This is a genomic window from Pseudomonas sp. SDO55104_S430 (genome assembly GCF_054070595.1).
Map to the genome: position 1 here is coordinate 1 of NZ_JBSVXG010000105.1, position 20,589 is coordinate 20,589.

Consider the following 20,589-nt stretch of genomic DNA (forward strand, 5'->3'; position numbering starts at 1 on the left):
AATGGGACTGCTGCGCAGTCCAACGGGGGCAAGCCCCCTCGCCACAGGTAAACCAATCACCTAACACAATTCGTTGAACCTGAAGGCCACTGAATCGGAACCCAGATGAAACGCTACGAAAAATTCGCCGATGACATCGCTGAACTGATCCGCTCCGGTGTCCTCGGCCCCGGTCAGCGGGTGCCGTCGGTGCGCTATGCCAGCCAGACCTACGGCGTCAGCCCGTCCACGGTGTTCCAGGCCTATTACCTGCTCGAGCGCCGTGGCCTGATCCGTGCGCGGCCGCGTTCCGGCTACTTCGTCAACGCCAACGCGCCGAGACCGTTTTCCGAGCCGGTGATCAGCAGCCAGGTCAACGAATCCACCGAGGTCGATGTCAGCGAACTGGTGTTCTCGGTGCTCGACTCGATCAAGGACCCGAACACCGTGCCCTTCGGCTCGGCCTTCCCCAGCCCGACCCTGTTCCCCCTGCAACGCCTGTCGCGCTCGCTGGCCAGTGCCAGTCGCGAGATGGACCCGCGCATGGTGGTGACCGACATGTCCCCGGGCAACCCGCAACTGCGGCGGCAGATCGCCCTGCGCTACATGGTCGGTGGGCTGATGCTGCCCATGGAGGAACTGCTGATCACCAACGGCGCCCTGGAAGCGTTGAACCTGTGCCTGCAAGCCGTGACCCAGCCCGGCGACCTGGTGGCCATCGAAGCGCCGGCGTTCTATGCCTGCCTGCAAATCCTCGAGCGCCTCAAGCTCAAGGCCGTGGAAATCCCGGTTCATCCGCGTGACGGCATCGACCTCGGTGTGCTGGCGCAAACCCTGGAGCGCCACCCGATCAAGGCCTGCTGGTGCATGACCAGTTTCCAGAACCCCATGGGCTCGACCATGCCCGAGGCCAAGAAACAGGAATTGGTGGAGTTGCTGCGCCAGCATCAGGTGCCGCTGATCGAAGACGATGTCTACGCCGAGCTGTATTACGGCCAGCAGGCACCGAAACCGGCCAAGGCGTTCGATACCGAAGGTCTGGTGATGCATTGCGGCTCGTTCGCCAAGAGCCTGGCCCCCGGTTACCGCGTCGGCTGGGTCGCCGCCGGGCGTTATGCGCAGAAGATCGAGCGGTTGAAACTGATGACCTCGCTCTGCGCCTCCATGCCGGCCCAGGCCGCCATTGCCGACTACCTGCAACACGGCGGCTACGACCGCCACCTGCGCAAGTTGCGTTACGCCCTGGAAGAGCAGCAAAGCGCGATGCTCGCCGCCATTGCCCGCTATTTCCCGGCGGAAACCCGGGTCAGCCAGCCAGCAGGCGGCTACTTCCTGTGGCTGGAACTGCCGGCGCAGATGGATTCGTTGAAGTTGTTCCAGATGGCGCTGGCTCAAGGCATCAGCATCGCGCCGGGGCCGATCTTTTCACCGGCGCAGCGATTCAGGAATTGCATTCGGCTGAACTATGGCAGTCCGTGGAATGAGACGGCCGAGAAGGCAATGGAGACGTTGGGGCGGATCGTCAGGTCATTCTGACACTGATGTTGCCAGTTATTGCGCATCGCGAGCAGGCTCGCTCCCACAGGTGACATGCGTTCAATTGTGGGAGCGAGCCTGCTCGCGATGGTGTCAGCTCAGTCGAAGAGCATCTGAAACTAGCGCCCGCCCCCAAGATCAACAAAGGTCCCGGTCGCATAAGAAGCCTTGTCCGACAACAACCAGACAATCGCCTCCGCCACCTCATCCGGCCGCCCGCCACGAGCCATCGGAATCGCCGATTCCAGCTTGCTGACCCGATCCGGATCGCCGCTCAACGCATGGAAATCGGTGTAGATGTAACCCGGCCGCACCGCATTGACACGAATCCCCTCACCCGCCACTTCCTTGGACAAGCCGATGGTGAATGTGTCGAGCGCGCCCTTGGAGGCGGCGTAGTCGACGTACTCATTGGGCGAACCCAGGCGCGCGGCGACCGATGAAACGTTCACGATGCTGCCGCCCTGCCCGCCATGCTTGGGCGACATGCGCAGGATTGCGTGCTTGGCGCAGAGCACCGGTGCCAGCACGTTGGTCTTGAGGATTTTGAGGATGCGGAATTCGGACATTTCGTCGACCCGGGACTTGTGCCCCACGGTGCCGGCGTTGTTGACCAGCGCCGTGACCCGGCCCAGTTCGCTGTCCACCCGGTTGAACAGGGCAATCACTTCGTCTTCGATGCTGACATCGGCGCGTACCGCAATGGCCTGCGCACCCAGGGCACGGACCTGCTCAAGCACAGCTTGCGCGGCCTCTTCATCGGACTGGTAATTGATGCAGATGCGATAGCCTTGTTCGGCGGCCAACAGGGCCGTGGCGGCTCCAATGCCGCGACTGCCGCCAGTGATGACGATGACTTTATCCATGCAAGCTTTCCCCGTTTCAAGCGTAAGCGGTCGCGGGCAAGAATAACCGTCATTCATGGATTTTGTAAGGAATCGCTTACGCCGACGCAGACCTGTAGGAGCGAATTCATTCGCGATGGAGGTCAACGATAACGCTGGCAGCCTGACACCCCGCGGTGCCTGTGCCTCCATCGCGAGCGTGCTCGCTCCTACACAGGGGCAGCGGTTTTCTTACGCTGGTGTGAGCTTCTCGGAACGCTGCAGCTCAACCATGAACCGATCCGCCGGCAGTGGATGTCCCAACAGATATCCCTGTAATGAATTGCAACCAAGTTGCGTCAGAAAGTCCTGCTGGACATCGGTTTCCACACCTTCGGCAACGATGCGCAGGCCCAGCGCCTGACCCAACGCGACGATCGCCGAAACGATAGCCGCATCATCGCTGTCCCGCTCCAGATCGCGCACGAAACCACGGTCGATCTTCAGTTCGTTGGCCGGCAGACGCTTAAGGTACATCAGGCTGGAATAGCCGGTGCCGAAGTCGTCGATGGACAGATCCACACCCATGTCCGAAAGCTCTTGCAACACCGTCATGCTCGCGTCGGCATCGCTCATGGCGGTGGTTTCGGTGATCTCCAGGGTCAGGTTGTTGGCCGGCAATTGATGCGTGGCCAAGGCTTTGGCCACACTCTGCACCAACCCCGCGTGACAGAACTGCAGGGCCGAAAGGTTCACCGCGATGCGCCAGTCGGTGTAGCCCATGACATACCATTCGCGCATCTGCCGGCACGCTTCGTTGAGCACCCAGTCGCCAATCGGAATGATCAGCCCGGTCTTCTCCGCGAGCTCGATGAACTTGTCCGGCAGCATCATGCCCTGGGTCGGATGCTCCCAGCGCAGCAGCGCCTCGGCGCCGACCGGTCGATTGTTGGCAGCGTCGAACTTGGGCTGGTAATAGAGACTGAACTGTTCCTCTTCCACGGCGGCGCGCAGGTCTTGCAGCAATTGCAGTTGCTTGCGCGCGTTGCCGTTCATCGAGGCGTCGAAGAAGCGGTAGCCGTTCTTGCCGGCATTCTTGGCGTGATACATCGCCGCGTCGGCGTTCATCAGCAGTTCATGGGCGCTGTGGCCGTTGCCGGGATACAGGGCGATGCCGACGCTGGCGGAGATCTGCAAGTCATGTTCGGCGACCCGGAACGAACGGGCGATCAACGCGACCTGACGGCCCGCAAGGTTCATCGCGTCGTTCTGATCGGCAAGTTGCACCAGCAACACGAACTCATCGCCGCCGATGCGCGCCAGGGTGTCCTGGGTGCGCAGGTCCTCGCGCAAGCGCAGGCTGACTTCGCGCAGCAACTGGTCGCCCATGTGATGGCCGAACGCATCGTTGACCGGCTTGAAACCGTCCAGGTCGATGAACATCAGCGCAAAGCATCCGCCCTCGCCGTCCACCCGGGACATCGCCTGGTCGATGCGGTCAGCCAGCAGAATTCGGTTCGGCAGACCGGTCAGGGTGTCGTGCAGGGCCAGTTGGGTCAGCTCGCGGTTGGCCTCGGTCAGGGAATGGGCAAGGCTGGCGGTACGCTCTTCCAGGCGCGCATCGAGAATCGAAGTCAGCAAGGCAATGCTCAGCACCGCCAGGGTGGTGATCAGCACCAGATTGTCGAGGCCCTTGCCGTTCAAACCGGTGATCGCCGCGCCGCAGAAACTGCCATCGGCAAACTGCGCGGCGGCCATGCCAGTGTAGTGCATGCCGACAATGGCAATCCCCATCACCACCGCCGCGCCACTGCGGATCAGCCGCACATAAGGGCCCTTGCGGCGCAGGCGGAAGGCAATCCACAACGCCGCACCCGATGCCCCGACCGCAATCAGCAGCGAAGTGCCGAACAGTGTCGGGTCGTAATCGATCCCCGGCAGCATGCGCATGGCTGCCATGCCGGTGTAGTGCATGGCACTGATACCGGTGCCCATCACCAACGCACCGAACCCCAGTTGCCAGGCCGGCATCTGCGGCTGGCTGACCAGCCACAGGGCGAAACCGCAGGACAGGATACTGATCAACAGGGAGAGCAAGGTGATGTCCAGGTCATAACCCAGATCGATCGGCAAACTGAACGCAAGCATGCCAATGAAATGCATCGACCAGACACCGATACCCATGGCGCAAGCACCACCCGCCGTCCACAAATGCGCGGCCCGGCCCTTGGCGGTGGCAATGCGTCCGGTCAGGTCCAGTGCGGTATAGGAGGCAAGGATCGCAACACAAAGCGAAATGATGACCAGCGTGGGCGAATAACTACCAATGAGCATGGAGAAATCTCGAAATCCCCTCGTATTGCTTCCGTTCTCGAGGGCGAAATTGAGCGATTGTACTGATTCCGCCGTTGAACGCACTGAAAAAAGTTATCATTTCGCCATCAGTCCGATGAAACGCTTGTTTGAGTGCCGTAGCCGCTCAAACATGGGGTTTGCAGGATCTGTACAAGATCCGTACAAGATCGGTACAGGTTTATGTATAAGGCCACTTTTCGAATGACTCGCCGCAAAAACCTGTGGGAGCGTGGCTTGCCCGCGATGGCGTCATGTCTGGCGACATCGATGTTGGATGTGCCGGCCTCTTCGCGGGCAAGCCCGCTCCCACAGTGGGTGGTGGTGCTCGCAGATATTGTGACCGCCGCAAAAACCTGTGGGAGCGTGGCTTGCCCGCGAAGGCGTCAGACCTGGCGACATTGATGTGGGATGTGCCGGCCTCTTCGCGGGCAAGCCCGCTCCCACAGTGGGTGGTGGTGTTCGCAGATATTGTGACCGCCGCAAAAAACTGTGGGAGCGTGGCTTGCCCGCGAAGGCGTCAGGTCTGGCGACATTGATGTTGGATGTGCCGGCATCTTCGCGAGCAAGCCCGCTCCCAAAGTGGGTGGGTCAGTTAGGTTGTTCGATCTCTCCATCCCAGCCACCGCCCAGCGCGGCAATCAATTGCACGCTGGCGATCAGGCGGCTTTGCAGCAGGTTCAGGGCGGTGCGTTCATTGTTAAGCGCCGTTGCTTGGACCACCACCACATCCAGATACGCAATCACCCCGGCCTTGTACTGATTCTGCGTCAGACGCAAGGACTCACGGGCTGCATCCAGCGCCTGCTGACGCACCACTGCTTCATCTTCCAGCACCTTGATCTGCACCAGGAAGTCTTCTACCTCGCGGAACCCGTCGAGCACGGTTTGGCGATACTTGGCTACGGTCTCGTCGTAGGCCGCTTCACTACGATCCACTTCCGCCGAACGCTGCCCACCATCGAACAGCGTCATCGCCAGTTGCGGCCCCACCGACCAGAACCGGTTCGGCAAGCTGAACAGATTCTTCGAGGTACTGCTGCTGTAACCCCCGTTCATGCTCAGGGTCAGGTCCGGGTAATAAGCCGCCTTGGCCACGCCGATATTGGCATTGGCGGCAATCACCGAACGTTCGGCGGAAGCGATATCCGGACGCCGTTCCAGCAACTGCGAAGGCAGGCTCAGAGGCACATCAGGCAACACCGGAATGTTGTCGGTTTCAGCCAGTTTGAACTCGGCCGGCGGCAGACCGATCAACACCGCGATGGCGTTTTCGAACTGGGCCCGTTGCCAGATCAGGTCGACCATGTCCGCTTCGGTACTCTTGAGCTGCGTTTGCGCCTGGGCCACCGCATCCTTGCCGGAAACACCGGCGCGATACTGGTTTTCGGTCATCTTCAGCGAACGTTTGTAGGCCTCGACCGTCGCTTCCAGCAGACGCTTCTGCTCATCGATCACCCGCAATTGCAGGTAGTTCTGCACCAGTTCCGACTGCTGGCTCAGGCGCATCGCCGCCAGATCGGCGAAGCTCGCCTGGGCGTTGGCGGTGTCGGCTTCCAGGCCACGACGCAACTTGCCCCAGATATCCGCTTCCCAGCTGACACCGGCCTGCGCGGTGTAAGTGTCACGAATACCGCTGGAAGAACTGCTGAGGCTCGAACTGCTGCTGCCGGTGCCCTGGCTGGAACGGGTTTTCCCGACAGTCAGGTCCACGGTCGGGAAAAACGCGCCGCGAGCGCTGCGCACCAAGGCCTGGGCTTGACGGTACTGAGCTTCGGATTGAGCGACGGTCTGGTTGGAACTGTTGAGTTTGTCGATCAGGCCATTGAGCTGCTGATCGCCATACAGCTCCCACCAGGCACCACGGGCCAGAGCATCGCTGGGGTTGGCCTGGCGCCAGCCCTGCGCTTCCTTGTACTGCGCAGGCTCGGCGGTTTGCGGGCGCTGGTAGTCCGGGCCGACGGCGCAGGCACTGAGCATCGCCACGCACAACGACAGGCTCAGCAGCCGCGAGCCTCGGGCAGTGATGATCGGTGTGGCCAGGTTGAACAGCGAACGGTCATTCATAGCGGAGTTTCCAGAGCAGCATCGGTACGCACGCCGCGCCAGCGGTTGAAGCGATGGCGCAGCTTGTCGAGATAGAGGTAAACCACCGGGGTGGTGTAGAGGGTCAGCACCTGGCTGAAAATCAGCCCGCCGATGATGGTCAGGCCCAGCGGCTGGCGCATTTCCGCGCCTTCGGCACGGCTGAGCAGCAAGGGCAAGGCGCCGAGGATCGCCGCCAGGGTGGTCATCAGGATCGGTCGAAGACGTTGCAGGCAGGCATTGCGGATCGATTCCAGCGGCTCCATGCCCTGCTGGCGCTCCAGTTGCAGAGCCAGGTCGATCATCAGGATGGCGTTTTTCTTCACCACGCCGATCAGCAGGAACAAGCCCAGCAACGAGATCAGACTGAACTCGCCGCCCAGGGCATAGATCGACAGCAACGCACCGACGCCCGCCGACGGCAGGGTCGAGAGAATGGTCAGCGGATGGATGTAGCTTTCATAGAGCACGCCAAGCACCAGATACACCGCCACCAGCGCGCCGAGGATCATGAACGGCTGGCTCTTCTGGGTCGCGGCGAAGGCATCGGCGGTACCGGCCATTTTCGCGATCACGTCTTCCGGCAGGCCGACCGAGGCAATTGCGCGTTCGATAGCAGCCCCGCCCTGCTCCACCGTCACGCCTTCAGCCATGTCGAAGGAAATGCTCTCCGAAGCGAACTGGCCTTCGTGGCTGACCCGGTCGTCTTCCAGACTGTTTTCGTAATGGGCGATGGTCGACAGCGGAACCCGCGCGCCATCAGCGGTGATCACCTGCACCTGATTGAGGGTGATCGGGTCCTGGGCGTATTTCTGATTGACCTCCATGACCACCTGATACTGGTTGAGGCTGTCATAGATAGTGGAAATCTGCCGCTGACTGTAGGCGTTGTTCAGCACCGCCGTGACCATGTCCATGTCGATCCCGAGGCGCTTGGCCTGGTCGCGATCGACGATCAACGTCACCTGCTGGGCACCCCGGCCTTCCCGGGCGTCAATCGCCGTCAGCTCCGGCAACGCCTTGAGCGCGGTCACTACTTTCGGATACCACTCGCGCAGCGCTCCCAGATCACCGCTTTGCAGGATGTAGGAATACTGCGAGGTGGTCTGCTCGCGGCCGCCGCCGAATTGCAGGTCCTGGTCGGCCATCAGCATCAACTGCGCACCGGCAACCTTGGGCATTTCCTTGCGCAGGCGTTCGATGACCTTCTGCGCGGAGATGTTGCGTTCCTTGATCGGTTTCAGGCGCACCAGCATGAAGGCGTTGTTGGTGCCGTTGGTGCCGCCGATGAAGCCGGCCACGCTTTGCACCGCGTCGTCCTTGAGCACGGCACGGCGGAAGATTTCCATTTTCGGCTGCATCACGCTGAACGACAGGCCGTCGTCGCCGCGTACGAAACCGATCAACTGGCCGGTGTCCTGCTGCGGCAGAAAGGTTTTCGGCACCACCACGTACAGGGCGACGTTGACACCGACGGTGATGAACAGGCTGAGCAGCGTCAGGCGGCGATGACGCAACACCCAGTCGAGGCTGGTGGCGTACTTGGCGACCATCCACTCGTTGGCCCGCGCGCTCCAGCGTTGAAGGCGGTTTTCCTGACCGGGCGTGTGGGGTTTGAGCCAGCGCGCGCAGAGCATCGGCGTCAGGGTCAGCGAAACCAGCAGGGAAACCACGATCGCCGCGGCCAGAGTGATGGAGAATTCACGGAACAGGCTCTCGATGATGCCGCCCATGAACAGGATCGACAGGAACACCGCCACCAGTGACACGTTCATCGACAGCAAGGTGAAACCGACTTCCTGAGCGCCGAGATAGGCGGCCTTCATCGGTTTGACGCCTGCGTCGATATGCCGGGAGATGTTCTCCAGCACCACGATGGCGTCGTCCACCACCAGGCCGGTGGCGAGAATCAACGCCATCAGCGACAGGTTGTTGAGGGAGAAGCCGTAGAGGTACATCACGGCAAAGGTGCCCACCAGCGATACCGGCACCGCCAGCGTCGGGATCAGCGAGGCGCGGAAGTTACCGAGGAACAGGAACACCACCAGTATCACCAGCGCCACGGCGATCAGCAGGGTCATTTCCGCTTCATGCAGGGTGGCCTTGATCACCGGCGAGCGGTCCATGGCCAGGTTCAGTCTGACGCTGGCCGGCAATACCGCCTGCAACGCCGGCAACTGGGCCTTGATTTCGTTGACCGTCTCGATGATGTTGGCGCCCGCCTGACGGTTGATCACCAGCAGCACCGCCGACTCATCGTTGAAGAAACCGCTGTTGTAACGGTCTTCGACGCCATCACTGACCTTGGCCACATCCTTCAGGCGCAGAGCCGCGCCATCGGCATAGTGGATGATCAGCGACTCGTAATCCTTGGCTTTTTCCAACTGGTCGTTGGCCTGTACCTGCCACAGCCGCTGATCGTCCTCCACCGAACCCTTGGGTCGGCGCACGTTGGCGTTGGCGATGGTGTTGCGCACGTCATCCAGGGCCACGCCATACTGGTTCAGCGCCTGGGGTTCGAGCTCGATGCGCACCGCCGGCAGGGAGCTGCCGCCGATCTGCACTTCGCCGACGCCCTGCACCTGGGACAGGCTCTGGGACAGGATGGTCGAGGCCAGGTCATACAGCTGGCCCTTCTCCAGAACATCAGAAGTCAGCGAAAGCACCATGATCGGCGCCTGGGACGGGTTGACCTTCTTGTAGGTCGGCATGCTGCGCATACCGCTGGGCAGCAGGTTGCGCGAGGCGTTGATCGCCGCCTGCACTTCCCGGGCAGCGCCGTTGATGTCGCGGTCCAGGTCGAATTGCAGGATCACCCGGGTCGAGCCCTGGCTGGAACGACTGCTCATGGTATTGACCCCGGCGATAGCGCCGAAGGAGCGCTCCAGCGGCGTGGCCACGGTCGAGGCCATCACTTCCGGGCTGGCGCCGGGCAGGCTGGCCTGGACCACGATCACCGGGAAGTCCATTTGCGGCAGCGGCGACACCGGCAACAAACCGAAGCTCACGCCGCCCAGCAGCATGATCGCCAGGCTCAGCAACATGGTTGCGACCGGGCGCTTGATGAAAGGTCCGGAAAGGTTCATGGCTGCTCTACCGCGTCCGCTGACTCAGGCTTGCGGCCCCAGCGCCGACCCAGACGGTCGAAATACAGGTAGATCACCGGTGTGGTGAACAGCGTCAGGATCTGGCTGAGCAGCAGCCCGCCGACCATCACCAGACCCAGCGGTTGACGCAATTCCGCGCCGGAACCGGTGGCCAGCATCAGTGGCACCGCGCCGAACAACGCGGCCAGGGTAGTCATCAGGATCGGCCGGAAGCGCAGCAAGGCCGCCTGATAGATCGCTGTCTGCGGGTCCATGCCCTGGTTGCGTTCAGCGTCGAGGGCGAAGTCGATCATCATGATCGCGTTCTTCTTCACGATACCGATCAGCAGGATGATGCCGATGATGGCGATCATGCCCAGGTCGTTGCCGCTGAGGATCAACGCCAGCAAGGCGCCGACCGCCGCCGAGGGCAAGGTAGAGAGGATGGTGATCGGGTGGATGTAGCTCTCGTACAGCACGCCCAGCACGATGTACATGGTGACGACCGCCGCAAGAATCAGCAGCAAGGTGCTCGACAGCGACGCCTGGAAGGCCTCGGCGGCGCCCTGGAACTGGGTCTGCACGCCAATCGGCATGCCGATGTCCTTCTGCACCTGTTCGATGATCTCGACCGCATGCCCCAGCGCCACGCCGGGGGCCAGGTTGAACGACATCATCACTGCCGGGAACTGGCCGATGTGAGTAATCGCCAATTGCGCCTGACGTTCTTCGATATGCGCCAGGCTGGACAGGCGCACCTGCCCGCCATCGGTGGTCTTGACGTGAATCTGGTCCAGCGCCTGCGGGCCGATCTTCTCGCCGGACTGCGATTGCAGCACCACGCGGTACTGGCTGGCCTGGGTGTAGATGGTGGAAATCTGCCGCTGGCCGAAAGCGTCATACAGCGCGTCGGTGATGTTCGACACCGACACTCCGACCCGCGAGGCGGCATCACGGTCGATCACCAGGTAGACCTGCAGGCCCTTGTCCTGCAAATCGCTGGCAACGTCGGTCAGTTCGGGGCGCTCGGCCAGGGCTTCGACCAGACGGCCGCTCCACAGGCTGAGCAACTCGGAATCCGGAGACGACATGCTGAACTGATACTGAGTGCGGCTGACTCGGTCCTCGATGGTCAGGTCCTGCACCGGCTGCATGAACAGACGGATGCCCACCAGTTTGTCCAGTTCCGGTTGCAGGCGGGCAATCACCTGATTGGCGCTCAGGTCGCGATCGCTGTGGGACTTGAGGTTGATCAGCAGCCGACCGCTGTTGAGCGTCGAGTTGTCACCGTCGACACCGATGTAAGACGACAGGCTCTCGACCGCAGGGTCCGCCAGGATCACCTTGGCCAGTTCCTGCTGTCGCTCGCTCATGGCGGCGAAGGAAATCGACTGTGGCGCCTCGGAAATGCCCTGGATCACCCCGGTGTCCTGCACCGGGAAAAAGCCCTTGGGCACCGCCATATAGAGGAACACCGTCAACGCAAGGGTTCCGACGGCAACCAACAGTGTCAGCGGCTGGTGCTTGAGCACCCACTGCAGTTTGCGACCGTAGGCGGCGATCATCCAGTCGATGAAGGCGCCGCTGGCACGGTAGAAGCGGCCCTGCTCGTTTTCCTTGGGTTCACGCTTGAGCAGCCGCGCGCACATCATCGGCGTGAGGGTCAGGGAAACCACCAGGGAAATCAGGATCGCCACCGCCAGGGTGATGGCGAATTCGCGGAACAGGCGCCCCACTACGTCGGCCATGAACAGCAGCGGAATCAGTACCGCGATCAGCGACAGAGTCAGGGAAATCAGGGTGAAGCCGATCTGCTTGGCGCCCTTTAGCGCCGCATTCAACGGGCTGTCGCCCTCTTCAATGAATCGGGAAATGTTCTCCAGCATCACGATGGCATCGTCCACCACGAAACCGGTGGCGATGGTCAGGGCCATCAGGGTCAGGTTGTTGACCGAGAAACCGGCGAGGTACATCACGCCAAAAGTACCGATCAGCGACAACGGCACGGCCACCGACGGAATGATGGTGGCGCTGGCCCGGCGCAGGAACAGAAAGGTGACCATCACCACCAGGGCAATGGCGATCAGCAGTTCGTGTTGCACGTCCTTGACCGAGGCGCGGATGGTCTGGGTGCGGTCGGTCAACACCACGACGTCAAGGCCGGCCGGCAGGTTGTCGGTGATGCTCGGCAGCAAGGCCTTAATCCGGTCCACCACCTCGATGACGTTGGCCCCCGGCTGACGCTGGATGTTCAGCAGCACCGCCTGGTTTTCGTTGGCCCAGGCTGCCAGACGTTCGTTTTCCGCACCGTCGACGATCTCGGCCACGTCCTTGAGGCGCAACGGCGCGCCGTTGGCATAAGCGAGGATCAGGTTGGCGTAGTCCGCAGGCGAAGTCAGCTGGTCGTTGGCATCGAGCATCGACACCCGGGTCGGGCCGTCGAAGTTGCCCTTGGGCTGGTTGACGTTGGAGGCACCGATCAGGGTCCGCACGTCCGACAGGTTCAGGCCATTGGCCGCCAGGGCCTCGGGATTGACCTTGATCCGCACCGCCTGACGCTGACCGCCGGCAATGCTGACCATGCCGACGCCGCTGATCTGGGCGATTTTCTGCGCCATGCGGGTGTCGACCAGATCGTTGAGCTTGGGCAACAGCATGGTCTTGGAGGTGATGGCCAGGGTCAGCACCGGCGTATCGGCCGGGTTGACCTTGTTATACACCGGCGGCGCCGGCAGGTCCTTGGGCAACAGGTTGGTGGCGGCGTTGATCGCGGCCTGCACCTGCTGCTCGGCGACGTCCATATTGATGTCGAGGCTGAAACGCAGGGTCAGCACCGAGGCGCCACCGGAGCTGGTCGAGGCCATCTGGGTCAGGCCGGGCATCTGGCCGAACTGACGTTCCAGTGGCGCGGTGACAGCGCTGGTCATGACGTCCGGGCTGGCGCCAGGATAAAGGGTCATCACGCGAATGGTCGGGTAATCGACCTGGGGCAATGCCGACACCGGCAGCAGGCGATAGGCGATCACACCGGCCAGAACGATGGCCAGCATGCTCAGGGTGGTCGCTACCGGGCGAAGGATGAACAGCCGCGAGAGATTCATGCGCCGCCCTTTTTCGCCTTGTCGGCAGGTGCCGGTTCAGTGCTGCTGGCCGCCGATTTACCCTGCAGGTGGCCGGCCGGGTTGGTCGGCACCTGCTGCGGATCGTTGACCACTTCGACATCGCTGCCGTCCTTGAGTCGATCGGTGCCTTCGAGCACCACGCGATCACCCGCGGCCAGGCCTTCGGTGACCACGGTGTTTACGCCGTCGCTGGCGCCGATTTTCAACTGACGGATCTTGACCTTCTTGTCGCCGTCCAGCGCGTAGACGAAGGTGCCGTTGGTACCGAACTGGATCGCGGCCGATGGCGCCAGGATCACGTCTTTCAGGGTGTCGGCCAGCAGGCGCACGTTGACGAACTGGTTGGGGAACAGCGCCTGGTCGCGGTTGTCGTAGCGGGCCTTGAACTTCAGGGTGCCGGTGGTGACATCGATCTGGTTGTCCAGGCTCTGCAGTACGCCGGTGGCCTGCAGCTTGGTGTCGCCACGGTCCCAGGCTTCGGCCGGCAGCTTGGCGCCGCTGCGATAGCGGGCGAGCACGGTGTCGAGGCTGTTTTCCGGGAGGGTGAAGGCGACGCTGATCGGCTGGGTCTGGGTGATGATCGCCAGCGCCGTGGTGTCGTTGGCCGCGACGAGGTTGCCGACGTCGAGCTGGCGCAGGCCAACGCGACCGGCAATCGGCGCGCGGATCTTGGTGAATTCCAGATTGAGCTTGGCGTCGTTGACCGCCGCCTGATTGGTCTTGACCGTGCCCTGGAACTGGCCGACCAGCGCGACCGCGGTGTCCAGGGTCTGCTTGGCGATGCTGTCTTCTTTATAAAGGCCGGTGTAACGCTCGACATCCACCTGGGCGTTCTTCAACTGCGCCTGGTTCTGCAGCAAGGTGCCTTCGGCCTGGAGCAAGGCGTTCTGGTACGGGCGCGGGTCGATTTCAGCCAGCAGATCGCCAGCCTTGACCATCTGCCCTTCCTCGAAATAGATCTTGACCAGTTCGCCGCCGACGCGGCTGCGCACATTGATGGTGTTCAGCGCCGTAACGGTGCCCAGCGCCTTGTAATACAGCGGGAAATCGCCCTTGACCGCCGGGGCCACACGCACCGGAACCGGGCCGGAAGCGCCGCCGAACCCCGGACGCATCGCCCCTGACCTGCCCGTATGCCCTGCTGCGGCCTTTGGCTGTGCCCCTTCTTTGGGCGCAGCACCGCCGGGCCAGAATTTCCAGCACAGGGCGGCGATGACCAACAGGACAAGCAGGCCGAACAGCCAGCGACGGGGACTACGGGAAGCGGGAGATTGCATTGAGAGATCAACCATTGGGCGCGTGGGCTTCTGTTACATAAGGCTGAACGATAAGCACTGACGGCTGCTAAGCAAAGCGCCTTTACCGGCAATTTACCTTTGGCTTACGTAACAAGAGATTTGTGTAAGACACTGAAGCACAAATGAAAACGGCCTGGACAGGGCCAGGCCGTTAACAATTGTAATGCGCGGTTACTTCAGAACGGCGAGGGCTGCGTCGTAGTTCGGTTCTTCAGCGATTTCCTTGACCAGCTCGCTGTGCAGCACGTTGTCGTTCTCGTCCAGCACTACCACTGCACGAGCGGTCAGGCCTTTGAGCGGGCCGTCGGCGATGGCTACGCCGTAGTTCTGGATGAATTCGGCACCGCGCAGGGTCGACAGGTTCTGTACGTTTTCCAGGCCTTCGGCGCCGCAGAAACGGGCCTGTGCGAATGGCAGGTCGGCGGAAATGCACAGCACCACGGTGTTGGCGATGTCATTGGCCTGGGCGTTGAACTTGCGTACCGAAGTGGCGCAGGTCGGGGTGTCGACGCTTGGGAAGATGTTCAGCACTTTGCGCTTGCCGGCAAAGTCTTTCAGGGTGACGTCGGACAGATTGCCGGCAACCAGGGAAAAGGCTGGCGCCTTGGAACCGGCTTGTGGCAGCTCGCCGTTGACTTGAACCGGGTTGCCTTTGAGAGTCACTTGAGCCATGAACGGAGTCCTTCTGAACGTTGATGTAGAGAGTCGTGAAGAGGCGGAAGTTAACCACGAAATCGGCCGGCGACCTACCCCGGATACAAATCGTGATTTCTTCGTACGTTGTCCCGCGGGGGAACGCGGTCAACTGTGGGAGCGGGCTTGCCCGCGAAGGCGTCAGACGGGCCGACATAGAGGGGGAGTGTGCCGGCCTTTTCGCGGGCAAGCCCGCTCCCACAGGATCTCGGTGTTTATGAGAATTGTGATCGACAAAAGAATCCGTGATTTGTGTGGCACCGCTGTCGATTGCGCAGCCGCTCGTTCGACTATAAGTGAATCATCCAAATCCAGCGGAGATAACACCATGCGCTTCATGATCATTATCAAGGCCAGCCAGGATTCCGAAGCCGGCATCATGCCCAGCACCGAACTGCTCACCGCCATGGGCAATTACAACGAAGAGCTGGCCAAGGCCGGCATCCTCCTCGCCGGCGAAGGCCTGCATCCGAGCAGCAAAGGCACCCGCGTGCGCTTTTCCGGAGACAAACGCACTGTGATCGACGGCCCCTTCGCCGAAACCAAGGAACTGATTGCCGGTTTCTGGCTGTGGCAGGTCAAATCGAAAGAAGAAGCCATCGAATGGGTCAAACGCTGCCCAAACCCGATGCCCGGGACTGAGCCGGAGATCGAGATTCGACAGGTGTTCGAGATGGAGGATTTCGGGGAAGAACTGACGCCGGAGCTGCGTGAACAGGAAGAGCGGGCGTTCGGGCAGAGCCGTAAATGCTGAGCCACCCCGACCTGTAGGAGCGAGCATGCTCGCGATGGTAGCCCAGGCACCGCTGGCATTAAGACAGCCCGCGTTATCGTTGACCTCCATCGCGAGCATGCTCGCTCCTACAGGGGGACCGTGTGATACCACCAAAGAATTAACCCCTCCGACTGGCTAACCCCCCTTTAGCTGCTAGCTTCAAAAGACATGTCCTACAAGCCTCGCGGGAAAGAGACTACGCAACAGCGGCCGTGCTCCGTTCGAAGAGGCGCCGCCCAATGAGCCACCAGGGAACCGGGGAATCATGTCCAACCATTCAGGAGCGAACGCCCGAGCGTCGGCAGTCCTCAGTTCGTCTGCCATTCGTACTCAAAGCAGCAACCCGCCGAACATAGACACGGGCAGCGCGCTGCGCCCCGAAACAGACAACCCCGACACTCCCAACGCCCACGCCAAAACGAGCCTTCCCGCCGTTCGCGGGGCACACCATCACGTCTGGAAAGTGAGGCCCACGCCATGCACATAGCCATTCGTACCGCCGGCTTCGGCCTGATGACCATGTTCGTCAGTTGCGGCGTCGGCGCCGAGACCAGCCCACAAGCAGTTAGCTACACCACTCAAATCATCAGCGGAGCAACACATGATCAAGCCCTTCGCAGTGCGCCCGTTACTGGCGCTGTGCCTGGTCGCAAACAGTCAATGGGTACTGGCGGCTGAAGGCGGCGTCGGCCGACCAATCACCGGCCAGCAGGTCTTCTCCAATGCCGGCATCGTGCCACCCGAACCCGGCTGGGTGATGTCGCTGAGCAGCATCTGGTACGACGGCGACCTCAAGGGCAGTACCCAGGTGCCCATTGGCGGTGCCGTGAGTACCGGGCTGGACATGAAGGTGTCCTACACCATCGCCAACTTCACCCATGTCTGGGACACCGGCAAAGGTCGCTGGAACTATGCCTCGGCCGTCGGCGTGCCGGTGCAGTACACCGACGTCAGCGCCAGCATCACCGGCCCCCGTGGCCGCACGCTGGGCACCAGTGACAGCGGCACCCAGTTCGCCGACATGCTGGTCACGCCAATTGCCGCCGGATACCACTTCGATGAGGTGAACCACATCTCCTTTTCGCTGCCGATCTACGTGCCGACCGGTGCCTACAACGTCGATCGCCTGGCCAACCCCGGACAGAACACCTACACCTTCATGCCCACCGTGGCCTTCACCCATCTGGACGGCAAAGGTGGCGAATTCACCCTGTCCAGCGGACTGGAGTTCTACACCGAAAATGACGAAACGGATTACCAGAACGGCGACATCTTTACCCTCGACGCCCTCTGGACCCACGGATTCGGCAATGGCTGGGCGGCGGGAATGGTGGCCGGCTACATCCAGCAGATCAGCGATGACACCGGTTCCGGCGCCACCAGCGGTTTTCGCGGGCGCTCCGTGGGTGCCGGTCCGGTGATCGGCTGGACCGGCAAGTTCGCCGATGCCCAGGCCAACCTCAGCCTGCGCTGGGTGCCGGAGTTCGACACCAAGAATCGCCCTGAGGGCAACGGCGTTGCGGTCAACATGACACTGGCGTTTTTCTAGGAACTGACGCAAAGCTGCAACAGCGTGTGTTTCTGTACTGCAGGCTGCAATCTTTTAATCTTTGATCGTTCCCACACTCCGCGTGGGAACGCAGCCAGGGGCGCTCTGCGTCCCAATCAAAAGCCGAACGCGGAGCGTCCGTGGAGGCATTCCCACGCGGAGCGTGGGAACGATCGATCATCGGTGGTCCAGTCTCTTAACCCTTGGCCTGATTCACCGCCTCTTGGTGATCCAACGCCCGCTCCACCAACAAATGCACCCCGTCAGCCATCCGGCTGAGCGCCAGCGCCACAGACCGGCGCGAACCCTCCACATCGTCCGCCAGATCCGCCGCAATGGCGCTGATGGACAGCAGGTCCTCGGAAGCATTGGCCAACAGAGCTTCGGTATCGATACCGGGGGAAACGGTGAAGAGCTGAAATTTTCGGCGTTTGCCTGATTTTTCTTGTGCGGGCGGGAAGTAGTGAGAGAAAGCGCGGTCGGCGGCTTCCTTGAGCTTTTCGTCTTCGTGGGAAGCTTGGGAATCTGTATCAGGGGAATTAGGGGTAGCTTTGGACATGGTTATACCTTCATTCGTTATGAGAGCGTTTTCCTTCGTTTGCCCCTTCAGGTTTCCAGGCCCGGTCGCTGAGTTTGCAGCGACACCGCAAACGATAAAGATTTCCCCAAAACCCCACCAGTCAGCGGCTTCCGGCAATTCTGTAGGTCACGCCGCAGGAACTCGTAGGCCCAAACCGTTCCTACGGACAAGCTTTTAAACAAAGTAGGAGCGAGCCTGCTCGCGATGGACGTGAACGATGACGCGGGGCGCCTGAATGCCAGCGATGTCTGGACACTCATCGCGAGCAGGTTCGCTCCCACAGGTTTTTTGGTTGTTTGCACATCGGGGCTGCGACATCGCCAACCCACCCGTTTCAGGCGGTTTGTGGATTTTTCGCCTAATGTTCAATCTGAAATTTTTAAACACAACAGTGCGCGAAAACTTCACAGAAGGGACTCGGCCATGTCTGCACTCAACGACCTCAACGCCCTGCAAGCCAGCATCGCCGAAGCGGTGCTCGGCCAGGACCAGGTGATCCGGCAGATCCTGGTCGGCCTGTTGGCCAACGGCCACCTGTTGCTGGAAAGCCTGCCTGGTCTGGCCAAGACCCGTACGGTCAAGGCCCTGGCCCGGCATCTGGACGCGAAGATGAGCCGTATCCAGTTCACTCCGGACCTGCTGCCCTCGGACATCACCGGCGCAGAAGTGCTGCATCAGGTCGAGGGCAAAAACGAAATCCGTTTTCAGCCCGGACCGCTGTTCGGCAACCTGATCCTGGCCGACGAGATCAACCGCGCCCCGGCCAAGGTCCAGGCGGCGTTGCTCGAAGCCATGGAGGAACGGCAGATCACCGTGGCCGGCAACAGCCATGTGCTGCCGGAGCTGTTCATCGTGGTTGCCACCCAGAACCCCATCGAGCAGGAAGGTACTTACCCGCTGCCCGAAGCGCAGATGGACCGCTTCCTGATGAAAGTGCTGCTGGACTATCCCAGCGCCGAAAACGAAAGCCAGGTGCTGCGCCTGTTGCGTGAAGAAGAGCAGGCACTGGGTGCAAACACCGCCGCCGTTCAGGGTTTTTCCCTGCCTCAAGAAGTGATCTTCGCCGCACGCCGTGAAGTCAGCGCGGTGCATGTCTCCCCCGCCATCGATCGCTACCTGATCGACCTGATCAACGCCACTCGCTACCCCACCGACTACGACGCCGACCTCGGTCGCTGGATCAATGTCGGCGCCAGCCCCCGCGGCGGCATTGGCCTGGACCGCTGTGCCCGCGCCGAGGCGTGGTTGCAGGGCCAGGACTTCGTCTCGCCGGACAACGTGCGCGCCGTGGTCCATCCCGTGCTGCGCCATCGCCTGCATCTGAGCTACGACGCGGTGGCCGACGGAGTGACAGCCGATCAAGTGATCGACCGTCTGCTCGACAAAGTCGCGATTCCTGCATGACGGTCGATGGTCTGGTCTACGTTTCTCTGGCGCAGTTGATGGCCCTGGAGTTCAAGGCCCGTGACCTGAGTTTCCAGGCGCGCCAACCTCGCGGCAGCATCCTCGCCGGTAACCATGCCTCGCGCCTGCGCGGTCGTGGGCTGAATTTCGATGAACTGCGCCGCTATCAGCCCGGCGACGATTTGCGCCACCTCGACTGGCGTGCCTCGTTGCGCACCGGCAAACCGGTGGTTCGCACTTTCACCGAGGAACGTGACCGCCCGGCACTGATCCTGGTTGACCAGCGCATGTCGATGTTCTTCGGCTCGCAACGCAGCTTCAAGTCCGCGACGGCCGCCGAGCTTGGCGCCCTGGCCGCATGGATGGTGTTCAACGCCGGCGACCGGGTGGGCGGTTTGGTGTTCAACGATCAGCGCATCGACAGCGTTTCACCGTTGCGCAGCCGCAAGCGCATCGAAGCGCTGTGCAGTCACATCGCCCAGCAGAATCAGGCCCTGAGCGCGGCGAGCCCGGACGCCGAGGGGGAAGATCAGCTCGACCGCGTGTTGCAGCGCTGCCTGGCGGTCGCCGGGCACGATCATCTGATCTGCATCGTCAGCGACTTTGCCGGCGCCGGCGAACGCACCCTGCAATTGATGCGGCAACTGGCGGCGCACAACGATGTGATCGCCATGCAGGTTTACGATCCGTTGGCGCTGAACCTGCCGAAAAACGGACGTCTGCTGGTCACCCAGGGTCAGTTGCAGGTTGAGCTGGCGGTGGAGCGGCGTCAGGTGCATCAACCGCTTGGGGATTTTCTCGGCGGGCGATTGAAGGACGTCGCCACCTTGCTGCGCCGCAGTCAGGTGCCGTTGATAATGTTCAGCACAGCACTCGATTCCCAGGAACAATTGCGCGCCGAACTGGGCAAGCTCAGCGGGAATGCGCGATGAATCCGAACATACCGAGTATCGATCAACTCAAGGAGATCGCGTTGCCGGCGCCGGTCAGTTATGCGCCGCAGACTTGGGGTTGGTGGGTGTTGCTGGCGGCGCTGCTGTTGACTGCTTTGATCATCGGTGCGCGGCGCTACTGGCAGTGGCGCCGGAATCGTTATCGGCGTGAGGCCTTGGTGCGGTTGGCGCAGTTGCAAAAGCGCAGTGATGATTTGAATGCGTTGCGTGAGTTGCCGGAGCTGCTCAAGCGAGTGGCCCTTTCAATGCCCCCTCGGCATATGAAGATCCCTGTGGGAGCGGGGGGGGGGGGGGGGGGGGCGGGTGGGGGGAGGTGGATATGTGGCCATCCGATCTCTTTTCAGGAAAACACC

Annotated in this window: 14 protein-coding genes; 6 read left to right on the forward strand and 8 right to left on the reverse strand. The window is 61.7% G+C overall.

Features of this window, described 5'->3' with window-relative positions; genetic code table 11:
- The first annotated feature begins 105 nt into the window (after positions 1-105).
- Positions 106-1,515, forward strand: coding sequence for a GntR family transcriptional regulator MpaR (gene mapR, locus ACW9JE_RS18300; RefSeq protein WP_457433526.1), 1,410 nt, complete (start codon positions 106-108; stop codon positions 1,513-1,515).
- Positions 1,516-1,634: 119 nt separating this feature from the next.
- Here the strand turns inward: mapR and ACW9JE_RS18305 are convergent, their stop codons facing one another.
- The 7 genes from ACW9JE_RS18305 to tpx all read right to left on the reverse strand — a co-directional run bounded on the left by ACW9JE_RS18305 (position 1,635) and on the right by tpx (position 14,954).
- Positions 1,635-2,381, reverse strand: coding sequence for an SDR family oxidoreductase (locus tag ACW9JE_RS18305; RefSeq protein ID WP_224538721.1), 747 nt, complete (start codon positions 2,379-2,381; stop codon positions 1,635-1,637).
- A gap of 210 nt (positions 2,382-2,591) precedes the next feature.
- A complete protein-coding gene (locus ACW9JE_RS18310) occupies positions 2,592-4,673 on the reverse strand; it encodes a putative bifunctional diguanylate cyclase/phosphodiesterase (protein ID WP_457433527.1) in 2,082 nt (693 codons plus the stop codon).
- A 609-nt stretch (positions 4,674-5,282) separates the two neighbouring features.
- Positions 5,283-6,758 carry an efflux transporter outer membrane subunit gene (locus ACW9JE_RS18315; protein ID WP_457433528.1) on the reverse strand — a complete coding sequence of 492 codons (1,476 nt, stop codon included), beginning with the start codon at positions 6,756-6,758 and terminating at the stop codon, positions 5,283-5,285.
- On the reverse strand, positions 6,755-9,862 hold the full coding sequence (locus ACW9JE_RS18320; protein ID WP_224538725.1) for an efflux RND transporter permease subunit: 3,108 nt from the start codon (positions 9,860-9,862) through the stop codon (positions 6,755-6,757). Before ACW9JE_RS18320 ends, ACW9JE_RS18315 begins: the two co-directional genes overlap by 4 nt.
- Positions 9,859-12,963 carry an MdtB/MuxB family multidrug efflux RND transporter permease subunit gene (locus tag ACW9JE_RS18325; protein ID WP_457433529.1) on the reverse strand — a complete coding sequence of 1,035 codons (3,105 nt, stop codon included), beginning with the start codon at positions 12,961-12,963 and terminating at the stop codon, positions 9,859-9,861. Before ACW9JE_RS18325 ends, ACW9JE_RS18320 begins: the two co-directional genes overlap by 4 nt.
- Positions 12,960-14,276 (reverse strand): MdtA/MuxA family multidrug efflux RND transporter periplasmic adaptor subunit, encoded by a 1,317-nt coding sequence (locus tag ACW9JE_RS18330; protein ID WP_457433530.1) that lies wholly within the window; start codon positions 14,274-14,276, stop codon positions 12,960-12,962. The genes ACW9JE_RS18325 and ACW9JE_RS18330 overlap by 4 nt, the downstream gene beginning before the upstream one ends.
- A 177-nt stretch (positions 14,277-14,453) precedes the next feature.
- The gene (tpx, locus tag ACW9JE_RS18335; protein WP_457433531.1) at positions 14,454-14,954 is read right to left on the reverse strand and encodes a thiol peroxidase; all 501 of its coding nucleotides are present in this window, start codon (positions 14,952-14,954) and stop codon (positions 14,454-14,456) included.
- Positions 14,955-15,303: 349 nt separating this feature from the next.
- Here tpx and ACW9JE_RS18340 point away from each other — a divergent pair, with 349 nt between their 5' ends.
- A complete protein-coding gene (locus tag ACW9JE_RS18340) occupies positions 15,304-15,729 on the forward strand; it encodes a YciI family protein (protein ID WP_457433532.1) in 426 nt (141 codons plus the stop codon).
- A 622-nt stretch (positions 15,730-16,351) separates the two neighbouring features.
- The gene (locus tag ACW9JE_RS18345) at positions 16,352-17,299 is read left to right on the forward strand and encodes a SphA family protein (protein WP_457433533.1); all 948 of its coding nucleotides are present in this window, start codon (positions 16,352-16,354) and stop codon (positions 17,297-17,299) included.
- Positions 17,300-17,495: 196 nt separating this feature from the next.
- On the opposite strand, the gene ACW9JE_RS18350 is transcribed toward ACW9JE_RS18345, so the two are convergent.
- Positions 17,496-17,858, reverse strand: coding sequence for a DUF6124 family protein (locus ACW9JE_RS18350; protein ID WP_224538737.1), 363 nt, complete (start codon positions 17,856-17,858; stop codon positions 17,496-17,498).
- Positions 17,859-18,302: 444 nt separating this feature from the next.
- Here ACW9JE_RS18350 and ACW9JE_RS18355 point away from each other — a divergent pair, with 444 nt between their 5' ends.
- The 3 genes from ACW9JE_RS18355 to ACW9JE_RS18365 all read left to right on the forward strand — a co-directional run.
- Positions 18,303-19,283 (forward strand): AAA family ATPase, encoded by a 981-nt coding sequence (locus tag ACW9JE_RS18355; RefSeq protein WP_457433534.1) that lies wholly within the window; start codon positions 18,303-18,305, stop codon positions 19,281-19,283.
- Positions 19,280-20,215, forward strand: a complete 936-nt coding sequence (locus tag ACW9JE_RS18360; protein ID WP_457433535.1) for a DUF58 domain-containing protein — start codon at positions 19,280-19,282, stop codon at positions 20,213-20,215. Before ACW9JE_RS18355 ends, ACW9JE_RS18360 begins: the two co-directional genes overlap by 4 nt.
- Positions 20,212-20,589, forward strand: a 378-nt coding sequence (locus tag ACW9JE_RS18365) for a DUF4381 domain-containing protein (protein ID WP_457433536.1), incomplete at its 3' end; no start/stop codon positions are given. The genes ACW9JE_RS18360 and ACW9JE_RS18365, both read left to right, overlap by 4 nt.